This is a genomic window from Leptolinea tardivitalis (assembly GCF_001050275.1).
Lineage (GTDB): Bacteria > Chloroflexota > Anaerolineae > Anaerolineales > Anaerolineaceae > Leptolinea > Leptolinea tardivitalis.
Genome location: NZ_BBYA01000009.1, coordinates 405,218 through 424,700 on the forward strand (window position 1 = coordinate 405,218; position 19,483 = coordinate 424,700).

The 19,483-nt window shown below is 43.9% G+C and carries 19 protein-coding genes and 1 other RNA gene; 9 read left to right on the forward strand and 11 right to left on the reverse strand.

Going from position 1 to position 19,483, the window contains the following annotated elements:
• Positions 1-126 precede the first annotated feature (126 nt).
• The 3 genes from LTAR_RS09235 to LTAR_RS16880 all read right to left on the reverse strand — a co-directional run bounded on the left by LTAR_RS09235 (position 127) and on the right by LTAR_RS16880 (position 5,329).
• Positions 127-921, reverse strand: a complete 795-nt coding sequence (locus LTAR_RS09235; RefSeq protein WP_062421935.1) for a nitrilase-related carbon-nitrogen hydrolase — start codon at positions 919-921, stop codon at positions 127-129.
• 55 nt (positions 922-976) lie between these two features.
• Positions 977-1,648 (reverse strand): lysoplasmalogenase, encoded by a 672-nt coding sequence (locus LTAR_RS09240; protein WP_062421936.1) that lies wholly within the window; start codon positions 1,646-1,648, stop codon positions 977-979.
• 84 nt (positions 1,649-1,732) lie between these two features.
• Positions 1,733-5,329, reverse strand: a complete 3,597-nt coding sequence (locus LTAR_RS16880) for a PAS domain S-box protein (protein ID WP_081419916.1) — start codon at positions 5,327-5,329, stop codon at positions 1,733-1,735.
• A 386-nt stretch (positions 5,330-5,715) separates the two neighbouring features.
• Here LTAR_RS16880 and LTAR_RS09255 point away from each other — a divergent pair, with 386 nt between their 5' ends.
• The 3 genes from LTAR_RS09255 to LTAR_RS09265 all read left to right on the forward strand — a co-directional run bounded on the left by LTAR_RS09255 (position 5,716) and on the right by LTAR_RS09265 (position 8,122).
• Positions 5,716-6,153 (forward strand): hypothetical protein, encoded by a 438-nt coding sequence (locus tag LTAR_RS09255; RefSeq protein ID WP_062421938.1) that lies wholly within the window; start codon positions 5,716-5,718, stop codon positions 6,151-6,153.
• 74 nt (positions 6,154-6,227) lie between these two features.
• Positions 6,228-6,914 carry a response regulator gene (locus tag LTAR_RS09260; protein WP_062421939.1) on the forward strand — a complete coding sequence of 229 codons (687 nt, stop codon included), beginning with the start codon at positions 6,228-6,230 and terminating at the stop codon, positions 6,912-6,914.
• Positions 6,911-8,122: a sensor histidine kinase gene (locus LTAR_RS09265; RefSeq protein ID WP_062421940.1), complete on the forward strand. Its 1,212-nt coding sequence runs from the start codon at positions 6,911-6,913 to the stop codon at positions 8,120-8,122. The genes LTAR_RS09260 and LTAR_RS09265 overlap by 4 nt, the downstream gene beginning before the upstream one ends.
• Before the next feature lie 18 nt (positions 8,123-8,140).
• On the opposite strand, the gene LTAR_RS09270 is transcribed toward LTAR_RS09265, so the two are convergent.
• The 7 genes from LTAR_RS09270 to LTAR_RS09300 form a co-directional block, all read right to left on the reverse strand.
• A complete protein-coding gene (locus LTAR_RS09270) occupies positions 8,141-8,575 on the reverse strand; it encodes a DUF3592 domain-containing protein (RefSeq protein WP_062421941.1) in 435 nt (144 codons plus the stop codon).
• A gap of 113 nt (positions 8,576-8,688) precedes the next feature.
• The gene (locus LTAR_RS09275; RefSeq protein ID WP_158423417.1) at positions 8,689-9,138 is read right to left on the reverse strand and encodes a nitroreductase/quinone reductase family protein; all 450 of its coding nucleotides are present in this window, start codon (positions 9,136-9,138) and stop codon (positions 8,689-8,691) included.
• 30 nt (positions 9,139-9,168) lie between these two features.
• Positions 9,169-9,921 carry an MBL fold metallo-hydrolase gene (locus LTAR_RS09280; RefSeq protein ID WP_062421943.1) on the reverse strand — a complete coding sequence of 251 codons (753 nt, stop codon included), beginning with the start codon at positions 9,919-9,921 and terminating at the stop codon, positions 9,169-9,171.
• Positions 9,922-9,927: 6 nt separating this feature from the next.
• Positions 9,928-10,443 (reverse strand): flavodoxin domain-containing protein, encoded by a 516-nt coding sequence (locus LTAR_RS09285; RefSeq protein WP_062421944.1) that lies wholly within the window; start codon positions 10,441-10,443, stop codon positions 9,928-9,930.
• Between the two features lie 65 nt (positions 10,444-10,508).
• Positions 10,509-11,369 (reverse strand): CPBP family intramembrane glutamic endopeptidase, encoded by an 861-nt coding sequence (locus tag LTAR_RS09290; protein ID WP_158423418.1) that lies wholly within the window; start codon positions 11,367-11,369, stop codon positions 10,509-10,511.
• A 155-nt stretch (positions 11,370-11,524) separates the two neighbouring features.
• Entirely contained in the window at positions 11,525-12,475 is a 951-nt protein-coding gene (locus LTAR_RS09295) for a sugar-binding transcriptional regulator (RefSeq protein ID WP_062421946.1), read from the reverse strand.
• A 187-nt stretch (positions 12,476-12,662) separates the two neighbouring features.
• Complete coding sequence (locus LTAR_RS09300) at positions 12,663-13,568, reverse strand: ComEC/Rec2 family competence protein (protein ID WP_062421947.1); 906 nt, start codon at positions 13,566-13,568, stop codon at positions 12,663-12,665.
• A 248-nt stretch (positions 13,569-13,816) separates the two neighbouring features.
• Between LTAR_RS09300 and lsrF the strand changes: the two genes are divergently transcribed.
• From lsrF to LTAR_RS09315, 3 genes are all read left to right on the forward strand, one after another.
• The gene (lsrF, locus tag LTAR_RS09305) at positions 13,817-14,677 is read left to right on the forward strand and encodes a 3-hydroxy-5-phosphonooxypentane-2,4-dione thiolase (protein WP_173426731.1); all 861 of its coding nucleotides are present in this window, start codon (positions 13,817-13,819) and stop codon (positions 14,675-14,677) included.
• 202 nt (positions 14,678-14,879) lie between these two features.
• Positions 14,880-16,439 carry a PAS domain-containing protein gene (locus LTAR_RS09310; RefSeq protein ID WP_062421949.1) on the forward strand — a complete coding sequence of 520 codons (1,560 nt, stop codon included), beginning with the start codon at positions 14,880-14,882 and terminating at the stop codon, positions 16,437-16,439.
• Between the two features lie 5 nt (positions 16,440-16,444).
• Positions 16,445-17,512, forward strand: a complete 1,068-nt coding sequence (locus LTAR_RS09315; RefSeq protein WP_062421950.1) for an HD-GYP domain-containing protein — start codon at positions 16,445-16,447, stop codon at positions 17,510-17,512.
• 5 nt (positions 17,513-17,517) lie between these two features.
• On the opposite strand, the gene LTAR_RS17715 is transcribed toward LTAR_RS09315, so the two are convergent.
• Positions 17,518-18,018 (reverse strand): substrate-binding periplasmic protein, encoded by a 501-nt coding sequence (locus LTAR_RS17715; RefSeq protein ID WP_413784836.1) that lies wholly within the window; start codon positions 18,016-18,018, stop codon positions 17,518-17,520.
• 507 nt (positions 18,019-18,525) lie between these two features.
• Here LTAR_RS17715 and LTAR_RS09325 point away from each other — a divergent pair.
• The 3 genes from LTAR_RS09325 (at position 18,526) to ffs (ending at position 19,472) form a co-directional block, all read left to right on the forward strand.
• Positions 18,526-19,092, forward strand: a complete 567-nt coding sequence (locus LTAR_RS09325; RefSeq protein WP_062421952.1) for a TetR/AcrR family transcriptional regulator — start codon at positions 18,526-18,528, stop codon at positions 19,090-19,092.
• Positions 19,089-19,289 carry a hypothetical protein gene (locus tag LTAR_RS09330; RefSeq protein ID WP_062421953.1) on the forward strand — a complete coding sequence of 67 codons (201 nt, stop codon included), beginning with the start codon at positions 19,089-19,091 and terminating at the stop codon, positions 19,287-19,289. Before LTAR_RS09325 ends, LTAR_RS09330 begins: the two co-directional genes overlap by 4 nt.
• 83 nt (positions 19,290-19,372) lie before the next feature.
• Positions 19,373-19,472: signal recognition particle sRNA small type (gene ffs / locus LTAR_RS09340), an RNA gene on the forward strand.
• Positions 19,473-19,483: the final 11 nt, after the last annotated feature.

The following is a 19,483-nucleotide window of genomic DNA, read 5'->3' on the forward strand; positions in this document are numbered from 1 at the left end:
TTTGGTTTCGGAAATGCGGGGGATTTTTGTACATGTCGTGCGCTATTTTACAGGAAAAAAAGACCGTGTCAAGGGGGCAATTCTTAAAGTGGATTATTTGCGGATTTATCTCCGTCAATGACGAGTCTACCGGCAAAGGTCATCGTACAAATCCGGTCGTCTGCAGATGAAAAGGTCATTCTGACGGGTCACATGCTTGTTGTCTGCCAGAGATAAATCAATGTCGACCACAGCAATTCCGGCGGCAGTGTCATCCATCTGTGTCAAAATGTCACCGGTGGGTGAAGTAATCTGTGACAGACCGGAGAAGGTCAGGTCGCGGTCAGTGCCAGTGCGGTTGGCCGTGGCAGTGAAGATGCGGTTCTCGATGGAACGGGTGAGCATGGCCTTCTGGCACCAGGGAAGCACCAGGTTGGCTGGATGCAGAATGATCTGCGCTCCTCGGAGAGCCAGGCTGCGAGCCATTTCTGGGAAGAACCAATCGAAACAAATCATGATTCCCAGGTGGTGTCCGTGGTAATCCATTACGGGAGGTTTTTCGCTGCCGGGGACGAAAAAAGTAATTTCATTGGCGAACAGATGGGCTTTTCGATATAAACCGGTCAGACGGCCGTCAGCATAGACAACGGCGGAATTAAACAAAGTATCTCCGGACTTTTCACATAATCCCCCGGCCACCAGACGTCCGGCTAATGACCAATCGCGCAGCAATGTGCAATACGGGCCGTTATCTGCTGCTTCGCTGGCAGACATGGCCTGTTCAATAGTCTCAAAGTTATAACCTGAATTGGCCAATTCTGGCAGAACCAGTATGTCCACTTTTGCCTGATACGCCTGGTCAAGCAAGTCAGCAACAGTGTTCAGATTAGCCTGGCAATCTGCCAATTTGAAATCCGCCTGGGCAACACCTACTCTAAGCATCAGGGTCTCCTTGGGAATCAGATATTTAGGGCGATAATGGTTATGCAGAATTGCTTTATTTTAACAGCGCTCCGGTAATGATGGCTGCCTGCGCAAGATGATACAACACCATTTCCAGCGTTTTGCCACCGGGCAATGAACGGACAAAACGGTTGTATGCGAGGAGACTATCTGATAGAAGGAAAAAGAAACCGCCAGCAGTAGAAAAAGCAGCGGCAAAAACCGGCCAATCTGGACGAAACAACGTCTGGCAGGCACAAAGAGTCATAGTACAGAGAACAATACCGTAAAGAATTATCGGCACGACAAATCGTTGCCTGAAAATGCTGAATTTAAGTATCTGTAAAACATGATGAAAATAGAGATACCCCCCTGATATTAATAAAAACACAAAGAGCATAAGTCTGGGATCAAGGGCTGGTGTGGGCAGACAGAACCAGATGATGTAACTTAGATGTGCCATCAAGAAACTGAACAACCCGGCAAGGAAGAATTTTCCCGGCAGCAATAATAGCCCATCACCAACCAGTGAAAAGATCAAACCCAATCCCATCCACCTTAGGTTACCACTCCATCCTCCGAATGACAGGCTCCAGAAGATGAGGGCAGCCATGACGGGGAGCTTTGTTAGTATACTGATGTGCATCCATCCGCATGCCCGGGCGATCCAATGAATAACAGCAAGAGCAAAAGCCGCCAAAAGCCACAGGTTTACCGGTTCTGGCAAGTTGTCCTCCTGTTTACCACATCATTCGATTGCGATCAAAATGTCTGATTTCCTCATACTCCAGGAAAAATAAACGTAGATTAATCACAATGTTTTTAAATCGTTGATTTCTGAATCTTTTTTATTCTCCAAAATTTTCAGAAATGTAGCTACCACTTCCGGGTCGAATTGCCGGCCTGCCTGTTCCTTCAGGTATAACAACACCTCTTCTTCCGACCAGGCTTTGCGATATGGTCGGTCTGATGAAAGGGCATCCCAGACGTCAACCACAGAGAAAATCCTTGCGGCGATGGGAATATCATATTCTTTCAACCCGTTTGGGTATCCCGTACCATCCCACCGTTCATGATGGTAATAAGGGATATCCAATGCCGGAATCAGATACGGAATTTGAGAGAGCAGATTATGAGCATATATCGGATGTTTCCTCATCACCTGCCATTCTTTTTCTGAGAGAGGACCTTTTTTTAATAGAATCTTGTCTGGAATACCCATCTTGCCAATATCATGAAGCCTTGCGCCGCGTTGGATGTTAATCAGGTCTTGTGGGCCAAATCCCATTGCTTTTGCCAATTCCACAGAATATTTCACTACACGCTTGCTGTGACCGGCTGTCTCCTGTTCGCGTAATTCCAGCGCTCTGGCCCAGCCTTCCAGTGTGGTCTCATAGGCGTTGGCCAGTTCAGCCGCGTCTTTTTGCGTTTGTTCGTGCAAGGTAGAACGATAGATGGCATTGGCGGCAATATCGGCTATGGCACTGAGCAGTCGTATCTCATTTTGGGAGATGCTGCTTCTTCGGCCAACCCACATAAAACCGAACAGGTTATCCTGGGCAATCAACGGCATTCCGACGCTGCCCATTATCCCGTATCGAGCCCATTCATGATAAAACGTGCGTGGATCCTTCTCCAAGTTCTGGGTTATATAAGGTTTTCGTGAGGATTGAATAATGGCGTTAATACCAGTCCCCGCTTTTTGACGGGTACCAATCAAGCGTTCCCAGAGACCGTGGGCAGCTTCTACAACGGCTTCACCTGTAACAGGATCAATGATTTCAATAGTTGCACAATCGCAATCCAGCATGTTAACGGTTTGTTCCACAATGACCGGAAGCATTTCTGCCCTGCGGGGAGCTGTTCGCAAAGCCGAGCTAAGTGTGGCTATGGCCTGGAGTTCAATATCATGCTGTTTGCGATCGGTAATATCCCGAATGATCTCCATGACGGCCGGTTTCCCGTCATATTGGATCGATTGACCTGAAATTTCCACATGAACGCGCATTCCTGCTTTATTTCGATAGACCGTTTCATAATTCACAATACCGTTTACTTCAAGTTCCATCTGGCGGTGGGTTAGTTGTTCGTCTGTAACCGTCGGTTCAAGGTCCAATGGGGTCATTTCCAGCATTTCTTCTGGAGTAAACCCGAACATTTTTGGAGCCGTATTATTGACCTCAACATATTTGCTGATTGATTTCTCTCTTGACTGGAAATAAATACAGATGGCGTCTTTGTTTTCCTGGAAAAGTTCACGATATTTTCGTTCACTCTGTTCAATCCGTTCTTCTGCTCTCTTTCGTTCTGTGATAATTTCGCCAAAGACGGAAATTCCAAATGTATGATTCCCCTCTGTTAATGAATTAATCGTAAGCTGCAAAATATCAGGTGTTGATTGGACTTTGTACTCCGTGATGAAAAGGCCTTCTTTCAGAGCATTTTGATATAAACTGTGCCAGAGCTCGATGTAACCGGAACCCCTGGGATACAGGTCTTCGGGGCGCATCCCCGATTTGATTTTAATTCCCCTGTGTTTCATAAAGTAGTTTTCAAAGGTTGGATTCCATGTCAGCAGACTAAAGTTCACTGGATCTACAGTCCAAACCATATTAGGGGTATGATCAACGATCGCTTTTATAAGCGCCTGGGTCTGGGCCAGCTCTTTTTCCGCCTTCTTCTTTTCCGTAAGGTCCATATCGATGCAATAGAGTTCAAACTGCTGGCCGGAAACCTGAGCGACAGCATGGCTGGTCAGAACGGGGATACGGGTTCCATCTTTCGTCATTAATATGTGTTCCATGGCAGGAGCGGTCTGCCCGGTTTTGATCATGTTTTTTATACATAAACTTAACTCGTCGAAGGATTCAGGGGGGACGACTAGATCAAAAAAATTCCTGCCAATGGCTTCCTCGGCGGAATACCCATATAAGACTTCGGAAGCTTTGTTCCAATACTTGATTATCCCGTCAGAAGTAAATCCTTGAACAGCCACCGAAGATACACTCTGCAAGAGGTTGCCGAATCGAACCTCACTTTCATGAAGTGCATCAATTGCCTGCTTTCGTTCAGTAATATCCTGAACTATTCCAGTTCTTGATATTGGCCTTTCGTTGACATCCTTCTCTATTTGACCTGATTCGAATACCCAGCGAATATCACCATCTAATTTCCGAATAATCCTATATTCAAGATTAAAAGTAAGATTCTTGTCTTCAGCTTCATTTTGAAAACAAATTTCCACATTGTCGCGGTCATCTGGATGGATCATATCCATCCAGAGGTTAAGTGTATGGGGTTCAGATGGTTTAATTCCAAAAATCTCGTCGAGAATTTCGGATGATTCCCATGTTTCATTGATGAGGTTGGCTTTGTAAGAACCTATATGAGCCGCTTTTTGTGATTCTCGAAAGAAGTATTCGCTTTCTCTGAGCTTCTTTTCGGCTATTTTTTGTCTGGTTATATCGAGAGTCACCCCGCCAAGCAATGGATCCTGTCCGGGGCGGTCTATAGGGAATTTATACGTAGACCAGTATTTTCCGGCAAATTCCTCATCGATTTTGTGGCTGGTGTTAGACGTTATCACCTTTCTGTCATCTTCCTGGATCTTTCTGCCAAATTCATCACCAAAAAGCATCTCGTTGGTTTTGCCGATCATATCTATCGGATCCATTCCAAGATATGTGTTGAATCCCTGATTGGCAAAAAGCACTCTGCCATCAAATGTTTTAATGTAAGCCAGGCCAGGAAAGAACCGCATGAACATTTGAAATCGATCTTCACTGAATTTCAATGCCTGTTCCGCCAGGAGCCGGGCATCACTTTGCTGTTTCACCTTCTGAAGAGATCTCTTCATATTATTTACAACAATGGTGATAAAAAATTGAATGAACAACAAGGCCAATGAAAACATGATCCATGAAGCAATCGGGGAAAATATGAATAGTTGTATTGATGGAGCTGTGTTGTTTTTTGAAAGAACCAATCCGAATGCCAATAAAATACCCAGCAGGAGGAAGATCAGGCGGAACCGCTGCTGGAAGATGAAGCTGATCACAATGGTTGAAGTCAGAATGACCGGCAGTAATGGACTGTTAATACCTCCCCCGAAAAATGCAACAATATAGAACAATAACCATGCAGGAATGGTCTGGATTAGAGCGGATAATTCCAATTTACCCATAAAAAGATATCTTCGCGCAAGAAAGAAAAGCGCTGTCAGTGCCGCCACCATGATATAGGCTTCGAGTTTCTGTTCAATAAATAATGGGATATAGAAAACAGTAATAAGTGCATACACTATGAGCAGGATAAGCCCCATTCTGTTTAGGATGTCTGCCAGTGTTGTTTTTTCTTCATCCCCATCAAAAATTGGAGGTTCTACCCACTTCTTGATTTTAGCCAGCATACTGTACCTCTCTTCAAATTTCAGTACTTCCGGCTACGCAACGATGTGACTCCATTTTCTAGAGCCAGATTTTTTACATCTTTCATAACCTTGAAATACTAGAATCTTAAATCAACAACTTCACCTTCAAAGAACAGTAAAAGGTGATGATATTAAAAAATTGACATCCAATTTTTGCTTGTCTGTAGGAATACCCCTTATTCAACATGAATTCATTATAGAAATTCAGATTACACGACGCAACTGTACAAGTGAGGATGCTAAAAATATTCTGTTTCCGCAGACCTCCCGAAAATCTCCATTTCTCCTCCACAATACATCCATATTTAAACGCCATACTATATCCATAGACAGATGTGACACAGGTCACGATTTTGGAGGAGCAAATGATTCATAAAAAATCGATTTTCTTTAGTTTTGTGGGCATATTTCTGGTTTTGGCCCTGATAGCCATTGCCGGAGTGATGGGGTATCATGCCGGGCAGGTGCAGGGTTATGCCCTCGGAGGGGCATCGAACGGCGGACAGTCACAGGTGCAGGCTCCATTACCGGCTCAGATCCACCCGTATGAAATGATGCCGATACACTATTTCCCCTTCGGAATCTTTTTTGCGATTATTCCAATGATCGTAATCTTTTGTCTGATCGGATGTATCTTCCGCTTCTTCCTGTGGGGATGCACCGGGAGGCGTTACAGCCGCTGGGCAGATGCCCCATTCATGCATCATCACGGTTGGATGTATGATCAGCCGGATAATCCATACGAAAAAGAGCAACCCCAATCACCTTCGGGACAGGGACAAAAGGGGCCCGACTCGAAATAACATCCAAAACAGGGCTGATTTTCCACAAGAAGATCAGCCCTGTCGTTCTTTGAACTTTCAGGTACACTACAAACATGCATGAAACCATCCTTCTCGTAGATGATGAACCCAAGATCGTCAAACTAACAACAGATTACCTTGTGAAAGACGGATTTCGTGTTATCAGTTCGGGCGACGGTCTGGATGCTCTGGCGAAAATCAATGGCGAGAAACCCGATCTGGTGATCCTTGATTTAATGCTGCCTGGAATGGATGGCTGGGAAGTGTGCCGGAAAGTTCGTCAAAAAAGTGGAATACCCATTATCATGCTTACGGCCCGATCCGAAGAAACCGATCAGTTGATTGGATTGGAACTGGGGGCAGATGACTACATCACCAAACCATTTTCCCCTCGTATGCTGGTGGCACGGGTAAAAGCTGTTCTACGAAGGACGCAGGGGCTCATCAATCCTCCCTCCATAATCCGTGCAGAAGGTTTGGAAATTGATCTGGATGGACACCGGGTCTCGTTGGATGGCCACCCGATCCATCTGACCCCCAATGAATTCCGCTTACTCGCTGTTCTCGCTCAGCATCCGGGACAATTACTTTCAAGGGAACAATTGATAGACCAGATTCACGGTATTTCACTGGAGAGCTTTGATCGCAGTATCGATTCGCATATTAAAAATTTACGCCGGAAACTGGAAAAAGATCCTAATCATCCAACCTATATATTGACGGTTTACGGCGAAGGTTACCGATTTATGGATGTGAAATGAACTGGTCGAAAAAGAGGAATGATCGCTGGCATTACGATCAGTCAGAAGATGCTTATCCGGGGGTAAAGGATGGGCCAAATCACGAATCATTGTATGACGATAGTAAAAAACCGTATTTGAGGGGGGTGGATACGATAAAAAGATCTCAACGCGAGAAAAAGCATCGTTCGCTGTTTATGCGATTCTTGTTCTTTTTTCTTCCGATGTTTATTTTGTTTAACATCGGGTTTTATTTCTTCTATGGGTTGATTTTTCATCAGATTCCGTCATCTGCCGGCACCCCGGATTCCTGGTTTACCCTGCCCCGGATTTTATTGATAGTTTTCATTATGTTAATTGCCGGAATTGGCAGTATGGCATTCCGGCGGTTCAGTTCCCCTTTCGCTGCCATGATGGATGCACTGGACAGAGTGGCTGAAGGTGATCGAAAAGTCCGCTTATCGGAAGATTTTCACGGGGAATTTAAAAAAATGGCCCGCAGTTTTAATCGCATGGTTGAAGAACTGGAGAGTGCCGAACAACGCCGCCGTAATATGACAGCGGATATCGCACATGAATTACGCACCCCTTTGCATATTGTTCAGGGAAACCTGGAAGGTATCCTGGATGGAGTATATGAGCCAACGGATGAACAAATCCGTTCCACCCTGGATGAACTTCATCTTTTAACACGACTCGTTACAGACTTGCAAACCCTTTCACTGGCTGAAGCCGGGAAATTGCATTTGCATTTTGAAAAGGTTTCTGCGGCCGATCTGATTGAAGATACGGTCACCAGTTTTACCGGTCTGTCATCAGAACATGGGATTGAACTCAGGTCTGTTATTAATAACAAAGATGAAACTCTTGTTTTTTCGGCAGATCCTGATCGATTGAGTCAGGTTTTGAACAACCTGGTGGCAAATGCCATCCGCTATACACCGGCCGGCGGCACTATCACACTGACTGCCGGTAAAATTTCCAACCGTATCCATCTGGAAGTGAGTGACACCGGGATTGGCATTTCAGATGAGGATTTACCGTATGTTTTTGATCGTTTCTGGAAAGCAGAACCATCACGTACACGGCATGAAGGAGCCGGAAGCGGTCTTGGTTTAGCCATAGCCCGCCAATTAGTACAGGCTCATGGGGGAGAAATCTATGTTGAAAGTCAGCCTGGAAAAGGGACCCGGTTTATGATTGATCTTCCAATAAAACCAGAATACTGATTACCTGTACAGTGATTACTACTGGAACAACTCTTTGATAACGGCTCTTTGCGGATTGTTTGGATCGATCAGAACTACAACCTCATCTCCTACAGAGTATCGGGATGTTGCGGCATTCTTCAAAAAAATCTGTTTGCATGTGCGTAGTTCTCCCTGATAGCCATATTGTAATGATACCGAAATTTGATTCCGGAAACAGACAACGCGTGAGATTACAGCCTCAACACCGGTACCGAAATTAAAAATTCGGTAAAAAAGAGCAAGCCGAGCCACAACAATCGTACCTGCAATCATCGAGCCGATGACCAGAAACAATAAAAAGATGGCAGTTCCACCGGCTGTCAGAAAAGAACTTACCAGAATCACAATCAAACAGATGAGCGGGAATGCAATACAGGTATAAGTAACATAATCATTAGAAATTATTCGAAAGAAAGATGGCTTTGATGGCATGCCGTCTGAAGAGAATCCTGATGAATTACCTGGAAGCTATTATTTCCTGGGGAAAGTAATTAACGACCATATAAAATGTGTGAAACTCTGGTGAGGATTACATTCCACATTTGTTATTCGGCCGGTAAATCGATACGGACAACAATAACACCCTTAGCGATTCGAGCCAGATCTTCGGCCTTATAGTTACCGTCTGAATTGCGTTGCAGCTTTTGCATGCGAGCCGCTTCATTAAATTTGTTGAAGAACATACCCAGAATCGAAGCAATATCTAACAGATTGTTTTCCGGAGTCAGCAGACTGGCAGACGCCTGATAATTTTGTCCGCGGAGAAACACATTTACCGGTGTATTCTCATGAATGTTATGCCACCATTTCTTTAATTTCGGAGCACCTGGCATCACATACACCTTTCGGCCTTCCTGAACATATTGCACCGGTAATGTAATGGTCTTCCCAGACTTTTGGCCGACATATGTCAAAAGTAAAATGGTTTTATCCATCATCCCATGCAGAGGAGATTGTAAAATCAGACGGACAATTGGATTCCAGATATGATTCATGAACCACATAATCTACTCCTGATACGACGGTTATAAAGTGACCATTTCCCCATCATCAGGAATGATCAATCGGGCGTCAGCTATGCCCTGATAATGAGCCAGATTACGAAGACTCTGACGGGTAACCGTTCCATGATCGAGCGCTTCCATGTGGACGGCTACTACTTTGCTTTTAGGTACCAGTTTGCAGACCTCGACGGTCTGTTCGGCATCCATCACTATCGTGATGCGGTCTTTGCCCCACACAGCCCCGCTGGAGTGGGTGATGATAACTTCAGGCTGCCTTTCTGTAATTTCTCTACGGATCGCATCCGTCAGAATGGAATCGCCTATCCAGAAAACATCAGGTTCACCGGGGGCAGAAAGAATAAATCCAGATGCTTTCCCCATTTCTTTCAGCACATCACCGCTGCCATGTTGCACCTCAATTCGGTGGATATGAATATTTTCGAAATCAGCTTCATCATTGACTGCGGTTACGTTTGAGAAGCCTTTCCCTATAAAAATCATCCTGTCTTCGGGTTGGCTGAAAATTGCTGCGTTTTTCGGTAAAAGATCCGCAGCAGCCGGATCAAAGTGATCGGAATGCAGGTGTGACAGCATAAAGAACTCGGCCCCGGCGATCACGTCAACAGCAGGCATAGGCAGATCTACCAGCGGATTGGGAGATTTGCCAGTATATGACGGGCGCGAGAATTTATCTGCCAGATAAGGGTCGCAGACAAACAGATGCCCTCCATATTCAATTCGCATGTTGGCATTTCGAATGGACTGAATCTTCATTGAACCTCAAAGTAATAGTTTTGGTAATGCCGATGCCCAGATGCGGATGGCATTCCAATCACGGTGGTCGCCTTCCTCCCAGATCCTGAAAATTACACTCAACCTGAATTTAATGCGATCTCCGAGCGAAGGAATTTTTTTGATATCCAGGGCACCGGCGAATAGGCCTTCACTGCGTGTCTTTACGAGCGAACGAACCGGCTGCATCCAGGTGGAGACGTGTTCACGATATTTTCCACCGCCCATAGCCAGTGTCATGCATACGAGGAAGGCGGCAAAGGGGCGCTGGTTTAACGCCGCCCTGTGTTTCTGTAGAAAATGCATTGCTTCTGGCAGCCAGACGCCGCCCTGAATGGCGCTTCCGGCGATTACCGCTTTGTAAAGATTCAGCTCTTTCACGTCTGGCATGGGAATAACATCTACCTGCATGCCCTGTTCAGTCAACGTTGCGGCAATGGCCTGGGCAACACCGATGGTAGATCCGGTCCGGCTGGCATACGTCACCAAAATTCGATCAGCCATAGGGAAGTTCCTCCCGCAGATCTGGATTGGAATGACAGCCTTATTATAGGGTAGTTGCGGCAAATTTATTCTGAGAGTAGTTGAAGTTCTTTCCGCTTTTTCCAGAAAATAATCGCAAGAACTGAAATAGCAATGGCTAATCCGCAGCCGAATTCATCAATAATAAAAGGAGTAATGGCTGTCTGGCCGGTGAGAGGGGTGAAGATGGATTGAACAAACAGATTGTGACTGGCATGCAGCATGGCAGCTGTCCACAGGCTGCCGGATCGAAGGCGCAGCCAGGCAAACACAAAACTGATCCCCACCACCATAATCATGAACATGAGAGCCGCATACCATGTTGGTATACCCGGCAGGTTATAGTTCGAGAAAAAGATGAGCGGCATATGCCATACGGCCCAGATCAAACCGCTGAACAGACCAACCTTCCAGAATGGGAGTATTTTTGCCATTTCCGGAACAAGCAATCCACGCCAGCCAATTTCTTCACCCAGACCTGAAAAAAGACTGACCAGTACACCGACTGTTCCCATTATCAGAGTATAGACGGCAATAGCGGCAGGGCTTGATAATCCTGGATAGGAACCTGTGAGGTTTTTTAGGAAAGATGAACAAGGAAATTGTCCCAATCCTGTCAACCAGGTTATCCCATATACTACAAGACAATAGATGAGTGGAATGATATAAGCGAGAGCCAGATATTTAAATGGCCCTGGTTTCCAACCCAACCCTTTGATGGAATGTTCGTAGATCAGCTGTGTGGCAATGCCGGCCAATCCTGGTGTCCACATGAGTAAAAAAACATAGAGGCCGCCTTTGGCTTCCAAACCACCTGCATTAATAATCAGAAAATAAAAAATACATGATATTGCAAAGGTAATACCCAGAAATGTTGATATTTTCTTTATTGGTTTATTTGCCAGCATGGTTACCATCCAGATTGGAAGTATTCCCTCGGGTGATTTCAGAGGAAATGATTTTTATAATACGGTATACGATTTCAGGTAAATTTAGTTGTTTATTGAGAATTAAATAATCCAGTTATGCTGTAGAAATCCTTATTTTAAAATGAAACATTTCATCAGGAATGATCAAGCAGATATTGAGCAGTCGTGTAGTCTGTGGCCAGAACATGCACGAATTTCCCCCGCAATGCGCCTAGAATGGCATCCCCTTTGCGAACATCACCAGCAACGGCCACAATCTTGTGGATTTTTCGTAAAGCTGGCATACCAATACTGATCACACGGTCATTGATATCAATATCAACAATGGAACCATTGATATCAAAATGGTGACCGCAGAAGTCGCCTACTACACCAGCATCTTGCAATCGCTGGCGTTCTTTTTCCGTCACGTAACCGGCGATCTTTAGACTATAGAGATCTGGATGGATCGATCCAATTCCAACCAGGGCAACATCCGCCTGACTGGCGCGGTTTAGCGTATCTTTGATGCTTTTTTCTTCCAAAAGCGAATCACGGGCTGATTTTGTATCCACCACCAGGGGGGCATGCAAATATTGACAGGTGGCATTAAGCCGGTTGGTTAACAATTGGGCCAACAATGGGCCGTCAGATAGATTGCTTTCCAGTCCCGTTGCACCGATCAGTTGGACAATTTCCACTCCGCTCATTTTTCGGGGTTTCAAGGCGTTGATCATGTGCTGGATCGCACTTCCCCAGGAGATTCCAATGATCATGTTATCGTGCAAGATTTCGTCAAAGTATTCGGCAAACACCTCGCCCAGCCCAACCAGAAGATCGTTGTGAGTGGCTGCATCCATCACCATCACTCGGGCAGCTTCCAACCCAAATCTGGCGGAAAGCTCTTTTTCCATATGTTTTGATGTCCACGGATAGTGGACTTTGATTTCAACAACACCACGTTCACGGGCTTCCATGATCATATGCGATACCATCGATCGGGCAATTCCCGTGATGTCTGAGATTTCTTGTTGAGTTTTATTCTGATTGAAATATAGCGAAGCGACTCTAGCCAGGATGGCGTTGCGAGATTCGTTGTTGTCCATAGGCCGCCCCTTTTTAATCTATTCAATTCAATGAACACAGAAAATCATACTATTAATATTGCACAGATATTAAAGAAAATCAAATGCAATAGAACACCAAGTAATCTTCTTTATATCTTATTCGATAATGATCTTTGAGGATTATCTCGTCTATTCGACCAGATGAGAGACTGCCAGTTTTAATGGATCAATTAAAAGGTATCAATGGTTCACCTTTTTCCGGTGTCACGATGAAAGTGTGGCCATCGGTTGTAATCGTAATATTTCCATTGAAATTAGTACCATATACTTTGGCGCCGGCAAGCCGCAATCTGTCAAGAATGTCTTCATCTGGAAAACCGGGGAAAAAGTTTGAAGCAGAATATACAGCAACAGATGGCTTTATTGCCTCCAGAAATGCAGAAGAGGAGGATGTGTTTCCGGCATGGTGGGCAACTTTTAAAATATCCATATGCAGATTACGATTGGATTTAATCAGACGTTCTTCAATCGGTTTTTCAATATCACCTGTAAAAAGAAAACGCACTTTCCCAACCTCAAGGAATAGCACAATCGAATTATTGTTAACCACGTCCGGCCGGGCTTTGGATGGATTCCAGACTTCGAATGTTAGATCTCCAAAAGGAATCCGGTCGCCGGTTTTTACTGTTTTTCGGTATACACCAGTCTCTTTAAGTGCTTTTTCAAGCTCAAGGTAATAAGTGGAGTCCAGAACTTGCCCATTCTCGATAAACTTGTCGACCTTTATTGACCGCAGAACTTCAGGTATACCTCCAATATGGTCTTCATGACCGTGCGTGGCCACCAGCATATTCAGATGGTTGATCTTGTGTTGCTTCAGATAGTCCAACGTACCCGAATCTGGGTATCCGGCATCGATAAGTACATTTTCTCCTTTTGATGATTGCAGAAGAATGGAATCGCCATGATTTACATTGATAAGCACTACCTTCAGCCCGGTCTGGCTTGATTGGCCAATGGTTGACCAGGAAAAACCTGTAAGCCAGATAAACAGCAATATCGTTGCTGCCAGAAATGATCTCTCCCAAAAATAGACTTTATGAAGTTTTATCTCATTGCTGTGTATCATCATTTTTAATTCTCGGGACTAAATGGATTGGTTGGTTTACGATTTGTTGAAGACTGATTCTAGTACAAGGACCACAATTGGAAGATTTTTTTGTTCAATATTCTTAAATCCCAATCTCAAAGTCCCTGGTACCTTCAGGTTCTCTTGGTCTTTTTAAGTTATGGTTGACATCTTACCTCAAGAAACCTATACTGACGATATTCAATATCAGTAAAATCATGCCTTATGCGGAGAGTGCTATGTTTGAATCAATGAGTTGGGGAAAAAGAAATCGTTTGTACCAGATAGTCAACCAACGGGACAACCGATGTCTTATGCTGGCCATTGATCACGGCTATTTTATGGGGCCTACTCATGGCATGGAGTTCCCACATGAAGATACGGCAAACCTGATCCCGTATATCGATTCGCTTATGCTCAGCCCCGGGATTCTATCAACCTGTATTGATCCTCAAACCAGGGGTATAGGCTGGGTATTACGGGCCACTGGTGGAAATTCAGTGTTGGATGTGGATATTGATGACGAGGGATTGATATTGGAGGCGGAAGAAGCAGTCAGGTTGAATGCTTCCGGCGTGGCTGTTTCCATTTATGTGGGAGCAGAGCATCAACACCAGACATTACTCAACCTCTCGAAAATGATCAATGATGCTTCAAAATTCAATCTTCCGGTTCTGGGTGTGACGGCTGTTGGGAAACGTCTGTCTGATAAACGCGAAAAAAGATACCTGAGTCTGGCTTCCCGGATAGCGGCGGAATATGGCGCAGATATTGTCAAGACATATTATTGTGAAGGTTTTGAGGAAGTGGTGCAAAAATGCCCTGTTCCCATCGTGGTGGCGGGCGGTGCCCGGCTGGATACCTATCGTGATGTGTTAGAGCTGACGTATAACTCCATCCAATGTGGCGCTATTGGTGTAGATATGGGACGGAACATCTGGCAATCTGAATACCCGGCGGCCATTATTCAAGCGGTCAGAGCGATTATTCATGAAGGCGCCAATGTAAAACAGGCTGCTGAGATGGTCGAATCTCTCAGCACAGAAGCCAACCGGCGAAAACCCCGATTTTCTATTTCAGACGAAGATAATAAAATCAGTTCGGTACATTAGTTGAACCATTTATAGAATGTTTTGTTTTGTACTATGTTTTTCGGAGGCTGTCAGTTATCTGTATAATATATAACGTAAATTGTGATTTTCCGGTTGTTTTTCTCTGGATTACCTGATGCATAAGTTGATGCAGGTTTAAACCGCTCATTTATTGCAAAAAAGTGCACATGTTTATGTCCCCATCAAAAGGGAATCCAGCCTTATGAAATTTAAACCCCAAGACAGCACTCTGGGACGACGTTTTTTTCGACTATCTTTACTGGTAGCCGCTTTTCTAATAGTTGTTATCAGCCTGATTCAGGTATTTATAAGCTATCAAGAAAAACTCCATTCTGTACAGGAAACCTTTACCGATATCCGGAATACCGAAGTGAAAGGTATCAGTACAGCCCTTTGGAATTTCAGTCTGCCTGAACTTGAAGCATTGACTGACGGCATCGCCAATCATCCTCTGATTACCTATGTAGAAATCCGAGAGACTTCACAGAATGTACTTTATTCAGCCGGGCGTGAAAAACTGACCCAGAATGTTATCGAAGATGCCATCCCACTTGTTTATGAAAGCAATGGTGTTAAAACAAGCATTGGAACTCTATTGATGCAAGTGGACCGTTCAAAAATTTGGGAAACCCTCTGGGATGATATCGTAGAGGTCTTGATTTTTCGAATTGTTACTATACTGGTGATGATCTTTTTATTTGTTTTTTTGATTGATCATCAGATTACCCGGTATTTACATTACGTTTCTGAAATTTTGCAGAACTATGATCTGTCACATCTAGAGATACCGTTAAAAATAGACAAGCCAGACAATAATGATGAAATAGATCAACTGGTACATGCCTTTAATGATATGCGCCAGAGGGTATTATTCGCTAATCGTCAGCAAAATGAATCGGAAAGAAAATTCGCCACTCTGCTCGGAAATCTACCAGGGATGGCCTACCGCTGTAAATATGATTTAAATTGGACGATGGAAGTAGTCAGTGCAGGCTGTTATTCCCTTACAGGATATCAACCGGATGATTTGATTGAAAACAATGTAATCAGCTACAGCCAAATTATCTATTTTGAAGACAGAGATATGGTCTGGAATTCCATCCATTCTCAGATAGCTAACAGCCAATCATTTGAAATTTCGTATCGAATCGTAACAAAATCTGGAAGCATGCGGTGGGTATGGGAGCGAGGAAGCGTAATTTATTCGGAAGATCACAGTATTTCGGCTATTGAAGGATTTATATCTGACATCACAGAAAAAAAGCAACAAGAACGCGAGTTGGAAGCCATCGCATCCATGAGCTATGCCATTCGATCGGCGGAAACCAGTAAAGCAACACTTACTATTATTATGGAACAAACCACCAGTTTGTTGAGTACAGATGGCTGCATGATTGAATTGATCGAACCTGAAACGGGTGGATCAGTCATTCAGGTGGCAAATGGTATATATGTAAATGCGGTTGGTTCTCATATACCTGAAGGCAAAGGGCTTAACACGTACATTCGCGAAACATTGAAACCATACCTGAATAATGATGCAATAGATGATCCCAGAGTCTATCTGACAGAGATTATCAAAAAAAGCCCTGCTGTTTGCGGTGCTCCTTTAATCGCTCAAGACGAACTTATTGGTTTTCTATGGATTGGCCGAACCGACGAAATCTCTAATAGAGTAGTCAGTGTTTTAACTGCTATTGCGGATATTGCCGCAAATGCCATACATCGGATTCGCCTCTTCCAACAAACGGAAAAAATCTGAAACAATTGATTGGATTACGCAAAATTGACAATGCCATTAATAGTAATGTTGGCTTGTCTAATACGCTTGATGTTGTTCTTCAGCAAACGATTACCCTGCTAGATGGAAATGCTGCTCAAATCATAGATTACAACGCCGAATCCAATATGGTCACATATTTAGCCGCCGGTGGGATCGATATACCAACAACACAGAAGACATCATTGCTTGATCGTAATTCTTTAATCGGGAGGGCAATTGATGAGCATAAAACTATTCGAATAGAAGATGTTCATGAATCAGACCTGCCTGTAAATTTTCGGGCTTGGATGCAAATTCATGGCTTTGTCTCTGTGTTTACGGCACCATTAATTGTAAAAACTGATCTCCGAGGTGTATTGCAAATCTTCTTCAAAAAAGCCTTTCATCCTGATCAAGATTGGATAGATTATTTTGAGACATTGGCCGGACAGACGGCGATAGCCATAAATGAAGCTTCATTGTGGCAAAACCTCCAACAATCCAATATGGAATTAATACAAGCCTACGATGAGACTCTGGCGGGTTGGTCAAATGCACTGGATTTGCGCGACCATGAAACAGAAGACCACACCCGGCGTGTTACGGAACTCACCCTCCGTCTGGCAAAAATGCTTGGAATAGATAGAGATGATCTGGTTGATATCCGGCGAGGAGCCTTGCTGCATGATATTGGGAAGATGGGTGTTCCTGATAATATTCTTACAAAACCGGGCAGATTAACGGCGGAAGAATGGGAAATCATGCGTAAACACCCTGTTTTTGCCTATACTCTTCTTTCTCCTATTAAATTCTTGCGAAAATCACTGGATATTCCATATTGTCATCATGAAAAATGGGATGGCACAGGCTACCCCAGGGGATTGAAAGGAGAGGAAATACCTCTGGCTGCCCGGATTTTCGCTGTGGTGGATGTGTGGGATGCCATGACTTCTGATCGCTATTACCGGGCAGCAATGAGTAAGAAGGAAGCCGCAGATTATATACTGGCGAATTCCGGTAAACACTTTGATCCTATGGTTGTTGAAGTATTTAAAACAATTCTCGAAGAATAACGGTTTTACTTTTGATCACAATTTTCTACGATTTCTCTATACCGTGAGCTGTTTTGATATTTTTTGAATTCATCATCAAATTGCTTAATCAACTGTTCATTACTTGGATTGGCTTTCGTTAAGAGTAAATACGGTTCAAATTCGGTTAATGGCCTGTCATTAAAGGTTATCTGGTCTCTTTCTTCCTTGGTGAACTCATTATTGAGGATATATATCCCTACATTTTTCTCCATGGGGAAAATATCGACTCGACCGGCAAGAATTTTCTTAAAATTTGCACTATCAGATGAGGCTTCCTCTAATTTCAATTGATTTGAGATTGGATCGAATATATCGCTATAAACGTAACCACTGGTAACACCAATAGTCTTGCTTTTAATATCATCCAGTGTTTGCCATTCGAAAGGTCTGTCTACACGATGGAAGAATACCCAAACTTGTTTAGAAATAGGTAAAGAGCTGATGTAAAACTTTTCAACAGCCATCTTTGATTTTGCCCATTCCATAGTTCCATCCCAATCCCCTGTCTGTGCAAATGACAGGCTCCTGGCCCATGGAAAGAATCCGTACTGCACAGAAATTCCCATCTGAGCGAAGGTTTCTTTTACTATTTTCGAATCACAACCGTATTCCGATAGGTTTTTACCTGTATAAGGGGGCCATTCTCCTATGGCAAGTCGGATGGTTCTATTTATTTCAGGCTGTTTTGAGTTTTCTGGTGTGGAACCGGTCAGGGAACTGTATGAAGGTTGAACCTGTCCAGAGCAGGATGCCAGAAAAATGGAAATAAGAATAATCGGAAGGAATTTGCTCATCTGAAGAATTTACTTTGAAAAATTCGAGAGGCAACGGGGGACCCGATTTCTGGTTATAACGAACTTTTTCTATCAGATTAATTATAGAGGGTAAATAGACCGGATTATATTAACAATTCCGAAAAAACTATTGACAAATTTTAGGCAAGATATATAATACCTATTGAACATGTTCAAAACAGATTCAAACGAGAGACCATGAAAAATAACATCCGCGAACAAATTCTTCAGGCAACCATCCAATTGTTGGAATCAGACAATGATGCCAGCCACCTTACCGTTCGGCAGATTGCTGAAAAAGCCGGTGTCGGGCTCGGGTTGATCAATTACCACTTCAAATCCCGCGATGCACTGATCAATGATGCCATCGGAGCAATGATGTTCCATGCCGCCAAGCCTTATTTCTCCATTCCATCTGCTTATGAAAACGACCCGGCCGATGCCATAAAGTCCATTTTCAAAGCAACTTCTGAAATAGGCATCAGGTATTCACTGGGACGATTTGCAGTTCAATACACATTGCTTAACGGAAATATGGAAGTACCTGCATTGATTGTGCCGCTTCTACGTCAATATTTCGAAGGACGAAAATCTGATCTTGAAATTCGCATGATGGCATTTTCTATGGTTACAACCATTCAAGTGGCGTACATTCGCAGCGATGCCTTCCGAATTTATGCCGGAATGGATATTCAAAATGAACAACAGAGAAATCAATTGATTGATCTTGTTGTTGACCAGTTTCTATCTAAGGAGCAAAAATGAAAGCAGTGAGCATTATTTTGAGTGTGGTCAGTATATTGATGATGGGTTCCACCCTGTTATGTGGTTTCTGGCTTCGGTCTCACACCGCAGCTGGTACCGCAACGGATCCAAGTGGCGTGACATTCCATATCCAGATTGCTGTTGCTACAGTGGTTTGTGTTCTGGTTACCCTGGGAGTATTCTTATTCTCCAACTAATCTGAAAATCCTTTTACCCATTAAAAGGCCGCATGGATTCAATTGACATGCGGCCTTTCCTAAGGTATGCTTACGCCGCGTTCGGGTGGGACCGGCGCGGCAGAATCTTTCGAACCCCGCCAGGTCTGAGAGGAAGCAACGGTAAGGAGGACACTCTGGGTGCCGCCGGGAAACCTGCCCGAACGCATTTTGTT